General features: G+C 71.1%; 18 protein-coding genes. 4 read left to right on the top strand and 14 right to left on the bottom strand.

Going from position 1 to position 18596, the window contains the following annotated elements; all coding sequences use genetic code 11:
• Positions 1–87 precede the first annotated feature (87 nt).
• Positions 88–663 (top strand): isopentenyl-diphosphate Delta-isomerase, encoded by a 576-nt coding sequence (gene idi, locus ACUKCB_RS23795; protein WP_473037816.1) that lies wholly within the window; start codon positions 88–90, stop codon positions 661–663.
• A gap of 59 nt (positions 664–722) precedes the next feature.
• Complete coding sequence (locus tag ACUKCB_RS23790; protein WP_473037815.1) at positions 723–1451, top strand: HAD family hydrolase; 729 nt, start codon at positions 723–725, stop codon at positions 1449–1451.
• Between the two features lie 81 nt (positions 1452–1532).
• On the opposite strand, the gene ACUKCB_RS23785 is transcribed toward ACUKCB_RS23790, so the two are convergent.
• From ACUKCB_RS23785 to ACUKCB_RS23750, 8 genes are all read right to left on the bottom strand, one after another.
• Positions 1533–1832 carry a DUF6221 family protein gene (locus tag ACUKCB_RS23785; protein ID WP_473037814.1) on the bottom strand — a complete coding sequence of 100 codons (300 nt, stop codon included), beginning with the start codon at positions 1830–1832 and terminating at the stop codon, positions 1533–1535.
• A gap of 175 nt (positions 1833–2007) precedes the next feature.
• On the bottom strand, positions 2008–2835 hold the full coding sequence (locus tag ACUKCB_RS23780) for a glutamate ABC transporter substrate-binding protein (RefSeq protein ID WP_473037813.1): 828 nt from the start codon (positions 2833–2835) through the stop codon (positions 2008–2010).
• Positions 2836–2859: 24 nt separating this feature from the next.
• Positions 2860–4263 (bottom strand): hypothetical protein, encoded by a 1404-nt coding sequence (locus tag ACUKCB_RS23775; protein WP_473041115.1) that lies wholly within the window; start codon positions 4261–4263, stop codon positions 2860–2862.
• Positions 4264–4365: 102 nt separating this feature from the next.
• A complete protein-coding gene (locus tag ACUKCB_RS23770; protein ID WP_473037812.1) occupies positions 4366–5022 on the bottom strand; it encodes an FHA domain-containing protein in 657 nt (218 codons plus the stop codon).
• Positions 5023–5031: 9 nt separating this feature from the next.
• Positions 5032–5220 (bottom strand): hypothetical protein, encoded by a 189-nt coding sequence (locus tag ACUKCB_RS23765; RefSeq protein WP_473037811.1) that lies wholly within the window; start codon positions 5218–5220, stop codon positions 5032–5034.
• Complete coding sequence (locus ACUKCB_RS23760; RefSeq protein WP_473037810.1) at positions 5204–6526, bottom strand: PP2C family protein-serine/threonine phosphatase; 1323 nt, start codon at positions 6524–6526, stop codon at positions 5204–5206. Before ACUKCB_RS23760 ends, ACUKCB_RS23765 begins: the two co-directional genes overlap by 17 nt.
• Before the next feature lie 17 nt (positions 6527–6543).
• Complete coding sequence (locus ACUKCB_RS23755) at positions 6544–8850, bottom strand: tetratricopeptide repeat protein (protein ID WP_473037809.1); 2307 nt, start codon at positions 8848–8850, stop codon at positions 6544–6546.
• Positions 8847–10103 carry a hypothetical protein gene (locus ACUKCB_RS23750; RefSeq protein WP_473037808.1) on the bottom strand — a complete coding sequence of 419 codons (1257 nt, stop codon included), beginning with the start codon at positions 10101–10103 and terminating at the stop codon, positions 8847–8849. Before ACUKCB_RS23750 ends, ACUKCB_RS23755 begins: the two co-directional genes overlap by 4 nt.
• Positions 10104–10239: 136 nt before the next feature.
• On the opposite strand from ACUKCB_RS23750, the gene ACUKCB_RS23745 reads away from it, so the two are divergent.
• On the top strand, positions 10240–10521 hold the full coding sequence (locus ACUKCB_RS23745) for a helix-hairpin-helix domain-containing protein (protein ID WP_473037807.1): 282 nt from the start codon (positions 10240–10242) through the stop codon (positions 10519–10521).
• On the opposite strand, the gene ACUKCB_RS23740 is transcribed toward ACUKCB_RS23745, so the two are convergent.
• The gene (locus ACUKCB_RS23740) at positions 10507–11049 is read right to left on the bottom strand and encodes an AAA family ATPase (protein WP_473037806.1); all 543 of its coding nucleotides are present in this window, start codon (positions 11047–11049) and stop codon (positions 10507–10509) included. The genes ACUKCB_RS23745 and ACUKCB_RS23740 overlap by 15 nt on opposite strands.
• A 137-nt stretch (positions 11050–11186) precedes the next feature.
• Positions 11187–12371, bottom strand: coding sequence for a macrolide family glycosyltransferase (locus ACUKCB_RS23735; RefSeq protein ID WP_473037805.1), 1185 nt, complete (start codon positions 12369–12371; stop codon positions 11187–11189).
• Positions 12372–12568: 197 nt separating this feature from the next.
• Here ACUKCB_RS23735 and ACUKCB_RS23730 point away from each other — a divergent pair, with 197 nt between their 5' ends.
• Positions 12569–12883 carry a putative quinol monooxygenase gene (locus tag ACUKCB_RS23730; protein ID WP_473037804.1) on the top strand — a complete coding sequence of 105 codons (315 nt, stop codon included), beginning with the start codon at positions 12569–12571 and terminating at the stop codon, positions 12881–12883.
• Between the two features lie 32 nt (positions 12884–12915).
• On the opposite strand, the gene ACUKCB_RS23725 is transcribed toward ACUKCB_RS23730, so the two are convergent.
• The 4 genes from ACUKCB_RS23725 to ACUKCB_RS23710 form a co-directional block, all read right to left on the bottom strand.
• Entirely contained in the window at positions 12916–13785 is an 870-nt protein-coding gene (locus ACUKCB_RS23725; RefSeq protein ID WP_473037803.1) for an HdeD family acid-resistance protein, read from the bottom strand.
• 197 nt (positions 13786–13982) lie between these two features.
• Complete coding sequence (locus tag ACUKCB_RS23720; RefSeq protein ID WP_191267364.1) at positions 13983–15269, bottom strand: citrate synthase; 1287 nt, start codon at positions 15267–15269, stop codon at positions 13983–13985.
• A gap of 800 nt (positions 15270–16069) precedes the next feature.
• The gene (locus tag ACUKCB_RS23715) at positions 16070–17695 is read right to left on the bottom strand and encodes a peptide chain release factor 3 (protein ID WP_473037802.1); all 1626 of its coding nucleotides are present in this window, start codon (positions 17693–17695) and stop codon (positions 16070–16072) included.
• A gap of 95 nt (positions 17696–17790) precedes the next feature.
• Positions 17791–18513, bottom strand: a complete 723-nt coding sequence (locus ACUKCB_RS23710) for a TetR/AcrR family transcriptional regulator (RefSeq protein WP_473037801.1) — start codon at positions 18511–18513, stop codon at positions 17791–17793.
• Between the last annotated feature and the right edge of the window lie 83 nt (positions 18514–18596).

Raw genomic sequence — 18596 nt, 5'->3', positions numbered from 1 at the left:
GGGGCACGACGGACCCCGGGACGGGCCACCATGGGAGGGAAGAGAGTCGATACGTGTGCACCAGGTGCCACGGGTAGGGGGAGTTCCGTGACCCAGCAGACATCCGCCCCGGCCGAGAACGGGCGCGGAACCGGACGCGAGTTCGTGGTCCTGTTGGACGAGGAGCACGAACCGGTGGGGGTCGCCGACAAGGCCACCGTGCATACCGAGGACACCCCGCTGCACCTGGCCTTCTCCTGCTACGTCATGGGCCCGGACGGCCGTGTGCTGCTCACCCGGCGCGCCCTGGGCAAGACCACCTGGCCGGGGGTGTGGACCAACAGCTGCTGCGGCCACCCCTCCCCGGAGGAGACCATGACCGAGGCGGTGCGCCGCCGGGTCCGCCAGGAGTTGGGGATCGGTCTGACCGAGGTCGCCGAGGCCCTGCCGGACTTCCGCTACCGGGCGGTATCGGCGGAGGGGATCGTGGAGAACGAGTTCTGCCCGGTCTTCTGGGCCCGTACCGAGGACACCCCCGACCCCGACCCCGGGGAGATCGCGGAGTTCGCCTGGGCCGCCTGGCCTGACGTGGTGGCGCTGGCCGAGCGGACCCCCTGGCTGATCAGCCCGTGGGCCGCCGAGCAGGTCCCCCGGCTGGCCGCGGACCGGCCCCCGGCGGTGTGAGCGCGGGCGGTCCGAACGGGTAGGAACACTCCACCCCTCAGGAGTTTGGAGTGCAGCCGATGCCCCCTCGCCCGCACGGCCCCACCCGTCCCGCCGCCTTGGTCTTCGACGTCCTCGACACCCTCTTCCCGCTCGGTCCGTTGGAGTGGCGTTTCCGGGAGGCGGGCGTCCCCCGGGTGCTGATGGCCCGGTGGCGCGACCACCTGTTGCGGGACACGTTCGCGCTGGCCCTGCTGGGTGGAGAGCGCACCTTCGAGGAGGTCGCCCGGGGGTCGCTCCGGGACATCACCGGGAACCAGATCGCCCCCGCGGCGGAGGACGTCGTCATCGACGGCCTCACCCGCCTCGAACCGCGCCGTGAGGCCGCAACCGCCCTGGCCGCGGCACACGGGCGGGGGATCCGGACCGCGGTGCTCGGGCACGGCGACGACGGGAACATCCGCCTGCTGTTGGAGCGCTCCGGGCTCCCGGTGGAGACGGTCGTGGGCGGGGACGGCCTCGGGGCTCGAAGGCCGTCACGGGAGCCCTATCTGGCGGCGGCCCGTGCCCTGGACATACCTCCGGATCGGCTGGGACTGGTCACCGCGCACGGGTGGGACGCGGCCGGCGGCAGGGGGGCGGGCCTGGTCACCGGTTGGTCGGCGCACCTGGAGGGACGTTTCCCCTCGGTCTTCGAGCGCCCCGACGCCGAGGGCCGGGATCTGGCCGAGACGGTCGAGCTACTGCTCGCACTGCCCGAACGAGGAGGACGGGAGTCGGGAGGAGGCCGCGCCGCAGGCGTCCGTTGAGGGTGGTGGTGGGTGACGTGGGAAAGGGACAGCGCCGCAGGCGTCCGTTGAGGGTGGTGGTGGGTGACGGGTGGGAGGCCCTCACCCCTCCCAGGTGCGGTCGTATTCGGGGTGGCCCCGATAGACGGCGGCCAGGTACTTGACCGCGAGCCGCCAGGCCAGCAGTTCGGACCAGGGGTCCCCCTCGGCCTTCGCCGCCTGGGGAGAGGTGTCGAGGATGCGCATGCTCGCGCTGTGCGCCTCGGTGTAGCCGCGGACGATCTTGCGTTTGGCCGACACCTCGGCCAGTGCGCGCTCCCGACCGCGTGAGCCCACCGGCACGGCCTTGGAAGCGCGTTCGTCCTCGTCCAAACGTGCGTTCAGGAACTCCACGATGGTCAACGGACAACTCCTCTTCTCTCCCCCCAATGCCCTACACGAGGTTCAGTATCTGCCATATAACTCTCTCGGACCACCCGGAGACCGCCGCTGATCCGAGCGAACACGGCGGCGTGATCCCAGGTCTCACCGGAGGCACACGAAGTCCCGTGCGGAGCTCCGGGCCCCCTGGGGAGCGCTAGGCACAGCCCTCGAACTGCGGGACGCTCCGGACCACCTCCAGGTCGGTCTCGCCGAACCACTCCTCCAGCAGGCCGACCGCGGTCCCGTCCTGGTACATCTCGCTGATCGCCTTGTTGACCGCCTCGCAGGCCGCGACGTCGCCGTACGGCAGACCCACGCCGTACTTCTCGTCGGTGAACGGGTTGTTCACGAACCGGAACGCGTCAGGGTCCTCGGCCAGGAACCCGGCGAGGATCAGGTTGTCCGTGGACACCGCATCCACCGAACCCTCGCTCAGCCGTTCGATACAGGCGCTGTAGGTCTCCGCCTCCTGGAGCTCGCGCACCTCGATGCCGAGCCCCTCGGTGATGCGGGTGGCCGAGTTGGAGCCCGCCCCCTGGCAGACGCTGCGGCCCTGCAGGTCGCGTACTCCCTCCACCCCGCTCTCGTCCGCGCGCACCAGGATGTCCTGCTTGGCCACGTAGTACGGGCCGCCGAAGGTCACCTCGGTCCTGCGCTCCGGGGTGATGGAGTAGGTCGCCACCACCATGTCGACCTCTCCGCTGATCAGCTTCTCCTCGCGTTCCGCGGAGGTGACGCCCACCATCCGCACGTCGTCGATCCCCATGTGCCCGGCGATGTAGGTCGCGACGTCCACGTCGAACCCGACCAGCTCGCCGCCCACGTCCAGCCCCAGCCCCGGCTGGTCCTCCTTGACCCCGACCGTCAGCGAGGTCGCGTCGACCAGGGACCCCTCACCCTCCGCGGAGCAGGCGGGCAGCGCAATCACCGCCACGGCGCCCAGGGCTGCCGCGGCCGTGCCACGGCGGTGTCGAAACCACATCGGCCTGTTCCTTGTCTCTCGGGGTCAGCGGTACTCGGCGAGCCGGGGGCGGACCCCGACCACCACCAGTGCGAGCAGGACGAGGGAGCCGAGCGGCAGCCCCCAGGACCACCGGGACAAGGCGGCGTCGCCCCGCCCGATACCCGTTGTGAACTCCTCCCGGTGGAGGTCGATCAGCCCGTCCAGGGCGTCCGTGTAGGCGGTGAACGCCCCGTCGTCGGCGTGGGCGACCCCCATCCGGATGTCGATCGCGGCCGCCGTGTCCCCTCGCTCGGCGGCGGCACGCATCCGCTGGTCCTCCTCCTGGAGTGCGCTGTAGGCGGTGAGGACCTCGGCCAGGGCGTCCTCCTGACCCGGCAGCAGGGAGTCCTGGGCGCTCTGCCCGAGGTATCCCAGCGTGCCCGGGTCCAGGGGGTCGGTGCCGTCCGGGCCCGGCAGGTCCGGGTAGGCGTCCGGGATCTCACCGATCGCCTCGTAGTAGTCCGTCAGCGTGCTGGCCGGGCGGAACAGCACCTGTTGGGCGCGCTCCAGGTAGACCTGCTGGTAGTTGTCGGCGAAGTCGTCGTCCAGGAGGTAACGGCTCTGGTCCGCCTGCATGTCGGTGGCGATGGCACTGGCCCGGGCCAGTGCCATCGCGGCGTCCAACCCCTCGTCCCTGGCACCGCTCTGGTGGGCGCCACTGCTGTTCAGCGCCAGGACGACGCCGAGGGTCAGCGCCACGGCCCCGGCCGTGGCGGCCAGCAGCGGGGCGTTGAACCGACGGCGGAACCGCACCCGCAGGTAGAGCTGCAGCCCGACGAGGGCGGCCACGGCCGTGGCGCCCACCACGCCGACCCACACGAGTCCGAGCGCCACCGAGGACCGCCCCGCCTCGTGGTTGGCGCGCACGATCGCGGAGGAGTCGAGCCCCAGGTTGAACGCCTTGGGCAGCAGTTCGGTGTGCATCAGCCGGGTGGCCTCCCGGTACACCTCCAGGGCCCGCGGGTCCACCTCCCCCGGCGGGGACTGGGCCTCGTCGTTGAGCAGGCGCGCCTCGCCGACCTTCTGGTCGTAGGTGCCCATCCCGTCCAGAACCGCCCGGACGTTGAACTCCTCGACGGTGTCGCCCTCGGTCAGCGAGGCGGCCTGGAGCAGGGCCTCATTGGCCCTGGCCCGACTGGCGTCGTACTGTGCCAGGGCCTCGTCCCGCCCCGACCCCAGGTCGTGGTCGGTGCCCATGAGGAGAACGTCCGCGACGACGGCGTCCATCTCGGCCAGTGCCAGGTACAGCTCGGTGGTGGCCATGGCCTGCGGCCCCGCGTCCCGGCCCAGGACGGTGAGCCCGTCCCGAGCCTGGTTGAGTGTGACCGTCGCGGACCCGAACAGACCGGCGATGACCATCAGGCACAGGAGCGTCAGAGCCCACAGCCGGGCGGGCGTGGTCCGCATCGCCCCGCGCAGGCGCGGCCTCCAGGAGCGGAGCCGTGCCGGAAGGGGGTCCGGCTCCGCTCGCCCGGCCGCCGGATCGGAGTTGGGGGGCATCAACGGGGTTCACCCCTTCTGGAGGATGATGACGGTCCATGCGCCGACGTAGATGCGGTCGCTGTCATTCAGGGGAACCTCCACGTGGTGGGCGATGGGGTCGGCGGTCCCGTTGACCGTGGTTCCGTTGGTCGAGCCGGGGTCGACCAACGACCAGGTGTCGCCGGGGCGGGCCAGCAGGACGGCGTGGACGTGGGAGATCGCTGGGTCCCCTCCCGGGCCGCCCAGGTCGATCTCGGGGGTGAACCTCCTGGACCTGCTCCGGCGCCCGATGTGCACCCGGTCGCCCTGGAGGCTCACCCGACGCTGCCGGGCCCCTGCGGGGAAGCTGATCCGATTCGGGTCGAGCATCCCCCGGTCCACCATGTACTGGTAGTACGCGGGGTCCGCCGCGACGACCGCACGCCAGTGCACGCCGGTCGACGCGCTGCCGGGCTCGGAGGTCCGGCGCTGGTGGCTGCCCGACCGGGAGGCGAAGTCGTAGCCGCACTCCTCGCAGAACCGGCCGGTCCGGGAGGTCCCGCACTCGGGGCACGGGCCGCCCCGGGTCGCCGGTCCCGGTCGGGAGGGGGCAGGGGGCGGGGCGGACGGTGCCCGCAGGCGCAGCCCGCAGACGTCGCAGCGGTCGGTGGCCGTGGAGTGGTGCCCTGAAGGGCAACTCGGCATGGGTCCCTCCTACCCGGGCCCGGGGGTACCGCCGGTTCCCGGAGAGCACTGGCGGGGGCGGGTCCGTGCGGTCCGGGTCGAGTCGGTGTCGGGGGTCCTCTCGTCGGCCTTGCCGGCGCCGGGTTCGAGGTGGGTGGCCCCGGTGACCGCGGCGAAGCGGAACCCGGGTTCGGTCGGCCGGTCAGACCTGTGCGGCACGGGGACCCCCTCGTCCGGCGGGTACCGGCACGAGGACGACGGTGATGTTGTCCTTGCCGCCCGCTCCGAGGGCGAGGCTGACGTAGGTTCGGGACGCCTCGTGGGGTGCGCCCGCCGCTCCCGGCACGGCTTCGGTCAGGTCCTGCGCCTCGGGGTAGTAGTTCCAGAGACCGTCGCTGCAGAGCAGGACGGCGCCCGGGCCGGTGGGGGTGACGGTCGAGATGTGCGCGTCGATCTCGCCCGAGTCCGCTCCCATCCAGGCGATGAGCGCGTGGGCGTTGGCGGAGCGCATCGCCTCCTCCCGGGAGAGGGCGCCCATCTGCACCATCGCCTCGCTCCAGGAGTCGTCCCTGGTGAGCAGGGCGGAGGCGCTGGACGCCGCTCCTCCGGAAATCCAGTAGGCGCGGCTGTCCCCGACCCAGCCGACGGTGACGGCGCCCGTCGCCGGGTCCACCACTGCCGACACGAAGGTGCAGGCCGGAGCGGAACTGGGTGAGTCGGCGATCGCGGCGACCGCTTCGGCGGCACGGATCATCGCCGCCCCGGTCGCCTCGCGGGGATCTGCGCCCTGGCGCATCCGTTCGGCGAGCACGGTGGCGCCCGTCTCGGCGGTGATCCGGGACGCCTCGTCGGAGCGGGGGGAGCTGGAGACCCCGTCGCAGACGACGGCCACGACGGTCCCCGCGGCCCGGGGCGCGTCGTCCTCGATGACCCGGATGGCCATGGCGTCCTCGTTGCGCTTGTGCCGCAGGCCGCGGTCGCTGACCCCGAAGGCGCGCCGGGCGCGCACCTCGACGTGGTCCCGGCCGGTCGGCTGGAGGAAACCGCACTCGCCGCAGTACCCGTCCACCACCCGGCCCGGGCACCACACGCACAGGTCGGGGTTGTCCACCGCCACGGGGTTGCTGCCGACGGAGGGCGGCGGCCAGTCGGGGACCGCCTTCGGCGCACCCTCGTCCGTGTCATCGCCGACGGCGGTGCGCCCGGCCTCCGCGGGCCCGACGGCTCCGTGCAGACTGACCTGGGGTGCGGTCGGTGTGCCTTCGTCGGGTGTCAGGCCGGGCCGCTGGACCACCATCGTCTCCGCCTCCGGAGACGCGCCGGAGGCCTCCGGGGGCGTGTCCGGCGCCTCCGGGCCCGTCCCGGACAGGCTCGGCTGGGGTGCGGTGGGCACCTGGTCGAGTCCGCCGTCCCCCGCGGCCCCGGGCCGATTCCGGTCCGGAAGGGTCCGGCCGCAGCCCTCGCAGAAGGAGTCGCCCGCTGACACCATGCCGGCGCAGGCAGGGCAGGTCCGCACCTTTGTCATCGCCGTTCCTTCGATCCTCACAGCAGCGTCACGGGGCGTAGGGAGTTCGCCCTGTCGATGAGTTCGTAGCGTTCCGGAGCGCGGCCGGCGCGGTGGGCCAGGGACCGGTAGCGCCGCTCCAGGTTGACGCGGACGCCCTCCTCGGTGAACTCGCCGCCGAGGAGGTGCTGACCTTCGGGAGGCACACCGCCCGAGCTGAGCCACCCGAGGGCGGCCTCCAGGACCCGGGCGGCCAGCCGGTCGGCGGACTCGCTGTCCAGTCCGATCCGGCCGAGCCGTTCACCGGCGCGCACGTGGTCCGAGCCGTCGCCGGAACCGCCGGCGAGCACGGAGATCAGCGCGGTCTGAGCGTGGACGTACAGGCTGGACAGCTCGGGGACGGTGTCCAGGACCCTGATGGCCGAGGTCCGGTCCCCCTGCGCCAGCCGGATACGGGCCAGGCCGAAGGCCGCGCTGACGTAGGAGTGGTCGGTGGACCAGACCGTGGCGTACTGGCGGGCGGCGGTCTCCAGTTCCCCGAGGTGCTCGCAGGCCAGGGCCAGGCCGAGCTTGGGCGCCACCTCCCCGGGGAGGTGGCTGTAGAGCTCGTCGAAGTGGTTCCTGGCTCCGTGGAGGCTGCCCGTGCTCAGTTCGGTGACGGCGAGGTACCACATGGTCCGCCAGTCGCCGGGAACGGTAGAGCTGAACTGCTGGAGGACGTCCAGGGCCTCGCCCGGCCGTCCGACCGCGATCAGGGCCCGGGAGAGCATCAGCAGGGTCTCGGGGGTCGGCGCGCGGGCCGCGCGCAGGGCCGGGACGAGTTCGTCCGGGGGCATTCCCGCGAAGCTGCGCAGGAGTTGCGCGGCCGGATCGGCCGGGTCGATGAGCGGTGCGGGGAGCAGCTCCGCGGCCCCGGCGGTGGACGGCGGGCCGAGCATGTGGTCGGCTTTGTGCACCCCGGTGTCGGAACCGCTGGTGAAGCTCTCCGCCCCGAAAAGCGCGGAGGCCGCCGGGTGCGGGGCACCCTCCACGTCGGAGAGGACCTCGCGGAGCACGCCGGTGAGCTGGTCGGCCATGTCCCCGGCGTCGTGGAAGCGCGCCTCGGGTTCGCGGTGGGTGGCGCGGCGCAGGAAGCGGTCGTAGGACTCGTACCGCTGGAGCAGGGGCACCTCGTGTCGGGGCGGGATGCTGTGCGGATGCCTGCGTATGAAGCTGAAGTGGAAGCTGAGCACGGCCAGGAAGCGTCCCACCGAGTAGAGGTCGGCGCTCACGGTGGGTCCCGGGCCGCGGAGTTCGTCCTCGGGGACCCGGTAGCCGGGTGTCGTGTAGACGGGGCTGAGGGTGTCGTCCATGCGCCGGACGCCGCCCAGGTCGATGAGCTTGATCAACTCCTCGCTCTGGAGGACGTTGTCCGGTTTGAAGTCGCAGTAGAGCAGGCCCCTGGAGTGGAGGTAGCCGAGGGCGCGCAGGCACTCCAGCCCGTAGGCGATCACCTGGGCGAGGGGGAGGACCTCCTCCCCGTTTCCCTGCTCCCGCCGTTCGACGAGGAGTTCCCGCAGGGACTTGCCGCCCACGTACTCCATGACGATGTGGCCGCCGGGGATGCCGGTGCGCGGGTCGGGGTGCTGGGAGAAGTTGATGATCTTGACGATGTTGGGGTGCTCGACCTCGGAGAGGAACGCGCGCTCCGCCGCGGCCGCCTTGTGCGCCTCGGCGTCACCGGCGTTGAGCAGACCCTTGAGGACCACCCAGCGGTCGTTGACGTTGCGGTCCCTGGCCAGGTAGATCCAGCCCAGCCCGCCGTGGGCCAGGCAGCCGAGGACCTCGTACTGGCCGCCGACCATGTCGCCCCTGACCAGTTTGGGGGTGAAGGAGAACTGGGTTCCGCAGTGGCGGCAGAACCCCTCGGTGCGGCCCGGCCGGCCGCCCCGGCTGCGGCCCACCCTCTCGCCGCAGTTTCCGCAGAAACGGTTCTTCTCCGAAACGACCGGGTCGGTCATGACCGCCTCGGAGGGGTCCTTCGCCGGTACCAGGGGGATCTGGACCATGCCCAGGCCCAGCATGCCGCGTCTGGAGCCGCGGCCGGAGCCGCCCGGCCCGCTGACCGTGCCGCCGGTCGTCCCGGAGACGGTGCCCGGGCCGGAACGTCCGGAGAGGCGGATGTTGCCCGAGCTGATCGGGTGGGAGTGCGCGGACGGGGCGTTGCCCGCGGAGCCCCGGGTGAGGGGGCCGGAGGTCGGCGGTCGGGGGGCCGGGAAGCGTGCGGTCACGGGGGCGAGGCCGCACACGGCACAGGAACCGTCCTCGATCCGGCCCCGGCAGCCAGGGGAAGTGCACTTGGTCATCTGCTCACACCACCATCAGTCTCGCCGTCTGACGCTCCGTTTCCGGGTGTGGTTCTGTTCCCCGGGTGTCCGGTTCCGGAAAGTTCCTGGATCGTCCGCTGGTAGGCGGACAGCGCCACGGTGGCCGCTCGCAGGTCACAGGGGGCGTTCCACAGCTCCCAGTGCGCCTGTCGGTGGAGCTCGCTCAGCCGCGTGTGTTCGGCCAGCCCGAGGCGGACCGCCCGCGCCCGGAAGGCGTCCAGGCGGCCGCGGAGCTCGGCCCGGCGGCGGAGCAGTCCCGAGAGGTTCCGTTCCCGTTCGCGCGCGTCGTCGCCGGCCTGGTGGACGGCGCGTTGCAGTCGCCCCAGCCGGGTTCCCAGTCCGCGCCAGTCCCCCCGGGAACGCAAGGCGTCCATCTCCACCACCGCGGCGCGCAGCCCTGGCACGGGGTCGGGGACGTCCACGGCCGGGGGTGAGGAGATCTTCGCGACCACCCGGGTACGCAGGTCGCGTGCCCGGCCGACAGCCTGTTCGACGTCGTCGACGGCCGACACGAGGCGCTGGATGTTCTCCGTGTAGGAGTCGCGCATGCGCAGGGCGTCGCGGAGCTCGCCCCTGCTCTGGTCGAGAAGGGCCCGGAGGCGGTCCAGGGAGGAGGTGTCCACCCGGGTGTCGGTGACCAGGCGGAGTGGGTCACGGCGGACGGTCTCGCCCTCCCGCACCAGTTGTTCGCGGAGCTCCTCGTGCTCCTCCGGGTCCAGTTCGACCATGTCGGAGAGGGTGCCGATCTCCTGCCACATGGTTTCGAGCTCCCCGAGCCTGGGGTGGAGGGTGTCCCAGGCGGTCTCCACGGCCGAGACGACCTCGGTGACCGCCTCGTAGTCGGCGGTCATCCGGGCGACGGCCTCGGCCGGGGTGATGCGTTCGGTGTCGGGGCCGGGCAGCCCGCGTTCGTGCGGGGACCGCTCCGCCGGGAGCAGGACGACGGACTCGTCCGTCAGCAGGAACGTGAGGTCGGGCAGGGGGTCTCCCCCGCCGTTCTCCCGGATCCCGAGGGCCCGGTCGACCACGGCCCGGAAGGCGTCGTACACCTTCCACAGGCTGTGGACACGCACCTGGGCCCCCTCCCAGCGGTCCCGGGTCCCGCCGACCAGGTCGGCGTCCCCGAGCAGGCGGTAGCCCACGTGCCGGTCCAGGGCCGCGAGCCTGAACGAGATGTCGTCGGCCTCCCCGCATACGCGGTTGAGCGCGTGGTCGACCCCCTCCCAGCTCATCGGCGGAACACCTGCCCCGGACGCCCTCGCCACCTGCCGAACCACCTCCGCGGGCCGAGATCCGGCCCTCGCTCTCCCGTTGCCTAGGTCAAGAGTCTGGCCGCGCACACCCCGAACTACAAGGGAGAGCCGGGTTTTGCGGCGACCAACGGCCACCAACGGCCACAACCGCAACACACACGTCATCTCCGGCATCCCGATCACTGGGTACTACAGCACCATGGACGAAGCAGAGGAAGAGTTCCCCGGTATCGGCGCCCCGGCCCGCCGGGCCCTGATCCGCGCCGGATACACGCGCCTGGAACAACTGGACGGGGTGAGCGAGAGCGACCTGATGACCCTGAGCGGGATGGGGCCCACCGGGACCGACATCCTGAGCGACCTCCTGGCCGCCCGGGGCATGTCACTGGAGGCTTAGGACGTGTTCCAGGAGGAACCGGGCGCGCTCGGCAACCGGCGCCCGGGGCAGGAGAACGAGTTCGTACCCGCAGGCCGGGTAGGCCTCGCACATCGCCTCGAAGGTCCGTTCGGCCTCCTCCTGCGACTGGTGGCGTTCGGTGTCCCCGGTGAAGATCTCCGGCCAGGGCGGGGCCGCGAAGGCCGTGCGGTGGTAACGGAACCGCCGGGCCGCCTCCCACACGTGCTCGGGGACCGGTAGGCCGCGCAGCATGAGGTAGCCGACCGTGTCCGGCACCCCGCGGTCGCAGACCACGAGACCGTCGTGTCCGGACGCCTCCCGGTGCGAGCGCATGTCCCAGGCGAGCATGAGCTCGGCGAACAGGGCGTCGTCCCGCCAGGCCAGACCCCGGCCGCCGATCCGGCGCTGGTCGCGGATGACCGCCCGCCCCGCCTCGGCCGTGCTCCCGTACCCGAGTCCGGACAGGTGGTCGACCAGTGTCGTCTTGCCTGAGCCCGGGCCTCCGGTGACGGCGACGAGCTGGTTCACGGTGTTCCTCCGTACGTTGTCGGGCGGCTCGGCCGGGCATGGTGCGGCTGGTGGTTCCGGAAGCCGCCAAGCACGGCGGTGCGCCGTACCCGGGGAGGGCACGGCGCACCGCGGTGGCGGGAAGGGTGCCGGAAGGGTCAGGCGGTGGCCCCGGTGGCCTCGGCCTCGATGAGGTCGGCCGCGTAGGAGGCGCCGCTCTCCCGGAGCCGGGCGCTGATCCCGGCCAGCCGCTCGGCCACGTCCGGGTCCGAGGTCAGTTCGAGCAGGGCCGCGCGCAGCGTCTCGGCCGTGGCGTCCTCGGTGTCGATCCGGCGGGCCACCCCGGCCTCCTGGAGGCGGTCGGCGTTGTCGAACTGGTCGACCGCCTGGGGCACCGCGATCATCGGTGTGGCCGTGTACAGGCCCTCGCTGGAGCCCCCCATCCCCGCGTGGGTGACGAAGGCGTCCGCCTGCCGGAGGATGTCCAGCTGCGGCACCCAGGAGTGCACCTCGACGTTGGCCGGGACGTCCCCCAGTTCGTCGCTGTCCACGTACTTGCCGACCTGGAGCACCACGTGCCAGCCGGGCAGGTCGCCGAAGGCCCTCAGGCACTCCCGGTAGAACCCGGGCAGGTTGGTGTAGGCCGACCCGAGGGAGACCAGGAGGACGTGCTCCGCGTCGGCGGGCCTGGTCCAGGTGCCCTGGTCCGCTCGTTGACCGAGACAGGGGCCCACGAAGGTGACCGCGTCGGAGACGGTGTCGGCGTGCGGCTGCATCTCACGCGGGATCATCGCCAGTGCCCGGTCCGGCGCCCCGGCGAAGTTCGAGTGGTCCAGGTCCGTGATCCCGTTCTCGGCCAACCAGGCGTCGAACTTGGCGTGGTGCTCGGCCGCACCGGGCTGCTCGCGCAACCACTCCATGACGGTGTTGACGTAGTCCGCCCAGGCCACGTAGGTCGGGGAGAGCTGGACGGACGGGATACCCCAGTTGATCCCCAGGACCCGGGCGGAGTAGCCGCCGATGTCGTACAGGAACACGTCGGGGCGGTCGTCGTCGTAGGAGTCGCGCAGGACCGGCAGGGAGTTGATCGCGTCGTCGAGGAAGATGTCCATCCCCTCGATCGGGTCGTCGGCCCACTCCTCGTCCCCGGTGGGCAGGGTGGTCGTGAAGCGGACGAGTTCGGCGCCGGTCGAGGCGATCAGCTCTCCGACCCGGTCCACGGGATCGTTGGCGTAGGTGACGCGGTGGCCACGGTCGACCAGTTCCCGGATGATCTCCAGGCTGGGCAGGACGTGGCTCACGGCGGGGACGCCGACCATGGCGATGTGCAGGCGACGGGTCATGTGATCTCTCCAGGGGCTGTCTACAGGTAGGACTGACGGGCGCCTGTCCCCCCGGGGGGGACGGCGCCGGGCGTCGGGGACGCCGTGTGCCTAGCTGTAGATCAGGGCCTGGAAGTACATGCCCCTAAGCTAACCGGACAGCCGCCGTTCGTCCAACGCCTTTTTCGTCCGGCGGGCCCTCTGGAAGGAAGAGGACCGTGTCCGTTTCCCCTGTCGCTCTCGTCATCTCGATCCGGGTCCTGCCCGGTCGGCGTGAGGCGTTCCTCTCCGGTATCTCCCGCAACGCGTCCTGCGCCCTACGGGACGAACCCGGCTGTCTGCGCTTCGACGTCGTCGGCGACCCCGAGGACCCCGATGCGTTCTGGGTGTACGAGGTGTTCGCGGACGATGAGGCATTGGCCGCGCACCGCCTGACCCCGCACTTCCTGGCCTGGCAGGAGGAGAAGGCCGCACTGGTCGTTCCGGGAAGCCAGGTCGACCGGCGCGGCCCGCTCCTGCTCAGCGAGGGCTGATGCCCCGGCCCGGAGTGTCCCGGGCCCCGCGCCTAGGGGGTGTCCGTGCCCTCCCGCGGGTCCTTCGGGGCACGGTGCCGGCCGCTGCCGGGGGTCGCGGTTTCGTCGTCCTCGGTCCCGCGCCCCTCCCCGGTGCTGCGCTGGTCGCCCCGGAAGCCGTGGGTGTAGCCGCCGGCGTACCCCTCGTCGAAGGCACTCACCCCGCGGGTGCCGTCCTCCTCGCCCGGCTCCTCGGTGTCGAGGAGGTCGCCTCCCCCGGTACCGGCGGACCCGGTGCCCGCGGCGCCCTCCCTGCCGGTGTCCGGGGCCTCGGCTGCCGGGCCGCGCCCCTCCAGCGGTGCGATGTGGTCGGCGGCACCGCGCAGCCGGAAGCCCGCGACCGCCATGACCACACCGAACACGATCGCGTAGATCCCGACGACCAGGACGATGGCCTCCGCCCCCGCCAGCGGCCAGAACCACAGGAGGAGGCCGAAGATGATCGAGAGCGCGCCGACGAAGATCAGCAACCACTCGGAACTGATCTGGGCGCGTAGCCGGACGGCGGTGACGATCTCGGCGACCCCGGTGACGACGGCCCACGCGCCGATCAGGAAGACGAGCGCGATGACCGCGGCCATCGGCCAGATCAGGGCGAGCAGGCCCAGGATGATCCCGAGGCCGGCCTGGAGGGCCAGGGAGGTCCTGGCCCCCGGGGCCGCCCGGTAGGCCGTGAAGGCGAGTGCGACCCCGTCCACCAGTGCGAAGGCACCGAAGACCACCGCCAGGGCGACCGTGGTCATACCCGGCCAGATGAGGGCCAGCAGTCCGAAGAGCACGGCGGCCACGCCCCGCAGGACCACGACCCACCAGTTTCGGCTCAGTTCTCCGAGCATGTCACCGGCCAACACGTACCGGACCATGACCAGGCCCCCTTCCTTGTGCGGTCCCGCCCCTGTGCGGGGTCGCTCTCTGCAACTTCTCTCAACGTCGCACACTGATGACAGAAAGTACGCAAAGTGCGGGGAAAGGGAGGTTCTGCACCCGGTACGAACCCCGAACACGCGACCGCCCGCCCCGTCGGTGACGCGGGCGGGCGGTCGGGATACTCCGGGAGGGGTCAGCCCTGGCCGGGGTAGCGGCGCTCGGGAGAGCCGATGTAGTGCTGGCGCGGGCGCGCGATCCGGAAGGCCGGGTCGACGCGCTGCTCGCGGTAGTGGGCTACCCAGCCGGGCAGGCGGCCGATGGCGAACAACACGGTGAACATGTTGGACGGGAAGCCCATGGTGCGGTAGATGACGCCGGTGTAGAAGTCGACGTTCGGGTAGAGCTTGCGCTCGGTGAAGTACGAGTCCTGCAGCGCGGCGGCCTCGAGCTTGAGAGCCAGCGAGAAGAGCTCGTCGGGGTTGTCGTGCCGGTCGAGGATCTGACTGGCCAGAACCTTGATCTCCTTGCTGCGCGGGTCGAAGTTCTTGTAGACCCGGTGGCCGAAGCCCATGAGGCGCATCTCGCGCGCCTTGACCTTCTCCAGGAAGTCCTCGATGGAGATACCGGAGTCGCGGATCTCCTCCAGCATCTCCAGGACGGCCTGGTTGGCGCCGCCGTGGGACGGGCCGGACAGGGCGTTGATGCCGGAGGCGACGCTGGCGTAGATGTCGGCCTTGGAGGAACCGACCACGCGCACGGTGGCGGTGGAGCAGTTCAGCTCGTGGTCGGCGTGCAGGACCAGCAGCATGCCGACAGCCTTGTTGAACAGGTCGCCGAGCTCACCGGTGGGAGCCTTGTCACCGAAGGTCATCCGGATGAAGTTGTCGACGTAGTCGAGCGAGGTGTCCGGGTCGATCGGGGACTCACCGATGGAGTTGCGGTAGATGCGGGCCGCGATCGTCGGCAGCTTGGCCATCAGCCGGATCGTGGCGAGCTCCACCTGGCCCTCGTCGTCCGGGTCCACGCTGTCGTCGTAGTACGCGGCGAGGGTGTTCACGGCGCTGGCCATCAGTGCCATGGGGTGGCCGTTGCGGGGCATCGCGTCGATGAACGCGCCCATGTCGGCCGGGATGTCGGAGTTGTCGCGGAGCTTGTCCGAGAACTCCTTGAGCTGGCCGGGCTCCGGCAGCTCACCGTAGATCACGAGGTAGGCAACCTCGAGGAAGGTGCTGTTCACCGCGAGGTCCTCGATCGGGTACCCGCGGTAACGCAGGATCCCGGCGGCCCCGTCAATGTAGGTGATCTTCGAGCTACACGAGGCGGTGTTGCCGAACCCGGGGTCCAGGGTCGTCATACCGGTCGACCCCAGCAGGGTCTTCAGCTCGATGGTGCTCTCACCCTCGGTACCGGTGAAAACCGGCAGCTTCAGCACGCCGCCCTCGTAGTGGAGCTCCACCGTGCGCTCTTTGTCATCGCTCATGCCCGAGGTCAACCTTTCCAGGCGGGGGATACGTGAGGTGCGTCAGACGCGGGGCGGTCCGCCACCGCGTTCTTCATTCACTCGTTATTGTTCTGTTTTGTTAAACGACAGTTAAGCAAAATCATATAAGTTTCTCCGATTCACGAACAGGTGACATGCAACACATACCCAGACGTGATCAGAATTACCGCAGAGTGAAGATTTACAAACTTTGCCGAACGTCGTTAACACCTCGCCCTGAGACGTCACGGGCGACGACGGGGATCCTCCCGCCCTGCCGCCCCTGACCTCCTGGACCGGTCCCCTGGGCACCCCGACTCCACCCGAACCGGGCCCTCGCGCGCCGTCCTTCACAGATGCGGACAGACCCGAGCAGAGTCCAGTGCGGCCAGGTCCTCGAACGTGCCCTAGTGGCCTGGCATCAGGTTACCTTCGCCCTGATCACGGGGGCTGACGCGGGGTGCCCCCGACTCGGTGATCTTGGCCTCTGCCATGCTCCCGAGCGCTCCCGGGCAGCCCCCCGGGGCGGCCTCCCCACCCGTCCCGGGACCTGAATATGTGCCCCGAGCACGAGGGTTCACACCCCCCCGGGCCGATGCCCGGACCTCCGGCGCCGGGGCAGGGCCGGACGGCCCGAACCAGCGGGCCAATTGACGGCCGAACAGGACAAAAGTCGACAGCCGGTAACCGTCATTCACCTGGGGTAAACAATGTGGGTGCGCATTGCCGAAAAACCCGGCCCGGCGTCAGGCCGGTGCCGGGACCGGAGGCAGAAGGGCCCCGAAGGGGACGGCCGGGGGTTACTCGCCCTCGTCGACGCCGCCGGCGAGCAGCGGCTCCATCAACAACGACGGGTTGTCCCGCTCGATCACCCGCAACCGCCACTTGTTGTGCACCAGCACCAACAACTCCCCGTCGTTGCGCCGCCTGAGCACCTCCGCACCCGAGAGCGCGTGCAACACCGGAGCCGACTCCGCGTCGGTGCGCCGCGCCACCGAGTACTCCAACGGCGAGGCCTCGATCGGCGAGCGGAACTCCTGCTCCATCCGGTGCCGCACCACGTCGAACTGCAGCGGACCCACCGCCGCCAGCACCGGGGCCTGCTCACCCCGCACATCCGAGGTCAGCACCTGCACCACACCCTCGGCGTCCAACTGGGCGATCCCCCGCTGGAACTGCTTGTACTTACCCGCGTCCACCGCCCGCGCCACCACGAAGTGCTCCGGCGCGAAGCTGGGAATCGGCGGGAAGACCACCTTGGGGCCGTCGTAGAGGGTGTCGCCCACCGCCAGGGCATGCGCGTTGACCAGCGCGATCACATCACCCGGGTAGGCGGTGTCGATCGTGGAGCGGTCCGAGCCGAACACCGCCTGGGTGTACTTGGTCGCGAACGGCCGCCCCGTCGAGGCGTGCGTGAGCACCATCCCCCGATCGAACCGGCCCGAGGAGACCCGCACGAACGCCATCCGGTCCCGGTGGTTGCGGTCCATGTTGGCCTGCATCTTGAACACCTGCCCGGAGAAGGGCCGACCCACCGGACGAGGCTTCCCCTCCTGGTCGGCCTTGGCCGAGGGCGCCGGCGCCCGGCCCACCACCGTGTCCAGCAGCTGGCCCACCCCGAAGTTGGACAGGGCCGCGCCGAACAGCACCGGAGAGGACTCACCCGCCATGAAGGACTCGTGATCGAAGTCGGCGCCCAGCGCCTCCAACAGCTCGATCTCCTCGGTGGCCTGCTCCCAGGCCTCCAGCTCGACCTCGGCGGCCTTGTCCGCGTCCAGGACCTCCTCGATGGCCTTGCTGGCGCCGCCCGGGGTGCGGGTCATCTTGGTGTAGGTCCCGCTGGTGCGGTCCACCAACCCGCGGAAGTCGCCCGCGATACCCACCGGCCAGTTCAACGGGGTCGGCCGCAGACCGATGCGCTGCTCGATCTCGTCCAGCAGCTCCAACGGCTCACGCCCGGGCCGGTCCCACTTGTTGACGAAGGTGATCACCGGCATCCTGCGCGCCCGGCACACGTCGAAGAGCTTCAGCGTCTGCGGCTCCAGGCCCTTGGCCGAGTCCAGCAGCATGATCGCGCAGTCCACCGCCGAGAGCACCCGGTAGGTGTCCTCGGAGAAGTCCGCGTGACCGGGGGTGTCCACCAGGTTCAACACCCGGTCGGCGTAGTCGATGCGCAACGCGGCCGAGGTGATCGAGATCCCCCGGTCCTGCTCCATCTCCATCCAGTCCGAGGTCACCCCACGACGGTCGCCCTTGCCGTGCACCGCCCCGGCCGAGGAGATCGCCGCCGCGTGCAACGCCAGGGCCTCGGTCAGCGTCGACTTACCGGCGTCCGGATGCGAGATGACCGCGAAGGTCCGCCGCCGATCCGCCTCGTGAACGACCTCTGACTCCTGCTTGGTCGCACCCGCCGTGTCCGCGCTCATCTCCGCTGTCCGCCCCGCCTCGTGTGCTGCCCTGTTTTCGGCCCCGTCCAGCCTACGCGCGCCGGGATGTGCGCGGGACGCGCCCGGAGGGGCCCCTACCGGTCCCGGTCCACCGCCTCGACGACGCGCCGCAGCAGTTCCGAGCGCTCCACCCCGTGCGGGTAAACCGCCACCAGGACCCGCTCCCGACCTGCCCCGGGGCCGGGGCCGGGGCCGGGGCCGCCGAGCATGGGCGCCGCCAGCTCGCCGACCCTGGCCATCGCCTGGTCGAACCGCTCCCACACCCGGTCGTCCTCCGGGTCCCGCAGCCACCCGCGCAGCACGTGGTTGTGCGCGGCGATGAGCGCCGCCGAGACCACCTCGACCTCCAGGGACGAGCGGTCTCCACCCGCGCACTGGGCCAGGTAGTGGCTGAACGCCGCCTGGTATCGGGCGGTCATCGCCACCTCCCGGTCCCGCAGCCGCGGATGCGCGCGCACCAGCCGGTACCGCGGCACGGTGATCTCCGGGTCACGGACGTACCCCTGGAAGACCAGGCGCGCGGCGGCGACCACCGTGGGCAGCGGGCCGTCCGGGGAAGCCTCCATGTACCGCACGACCGTCTCGAAGAGCTCGTCGTGTTCGGCGAAGAGGATGTCCTCCTTGGAGCCGAACCTGCGGAAGAGGCTCCTGCGGCTCACCCCGGTGGCCTCCGCGACGCCCTCCATGGTGGTGGCCTCGAACCCCGCTTCGGTGAACAGTCCCACCGCCGCCAGCACCACCTCCCGGGTCTCCCGCGGCGGTGCGCCCCGCACCGCGCGCCCACCTGTCGCGCTCATGGCTTCCTCCTCCCGCCGGGTGACCCGACCTCTGGCGAAGGTAGCCGAACCCGTCGGTGTACTTCGCCCCTTTCACCCCCTAC

This window comes from Nocardiopsis moroccensis (assembly GCF_055763695.1).
Note: the sequence above shows the minus strand (reverse complement) of the source record. Positions and strands in the feature narration are given on the sequence as shown.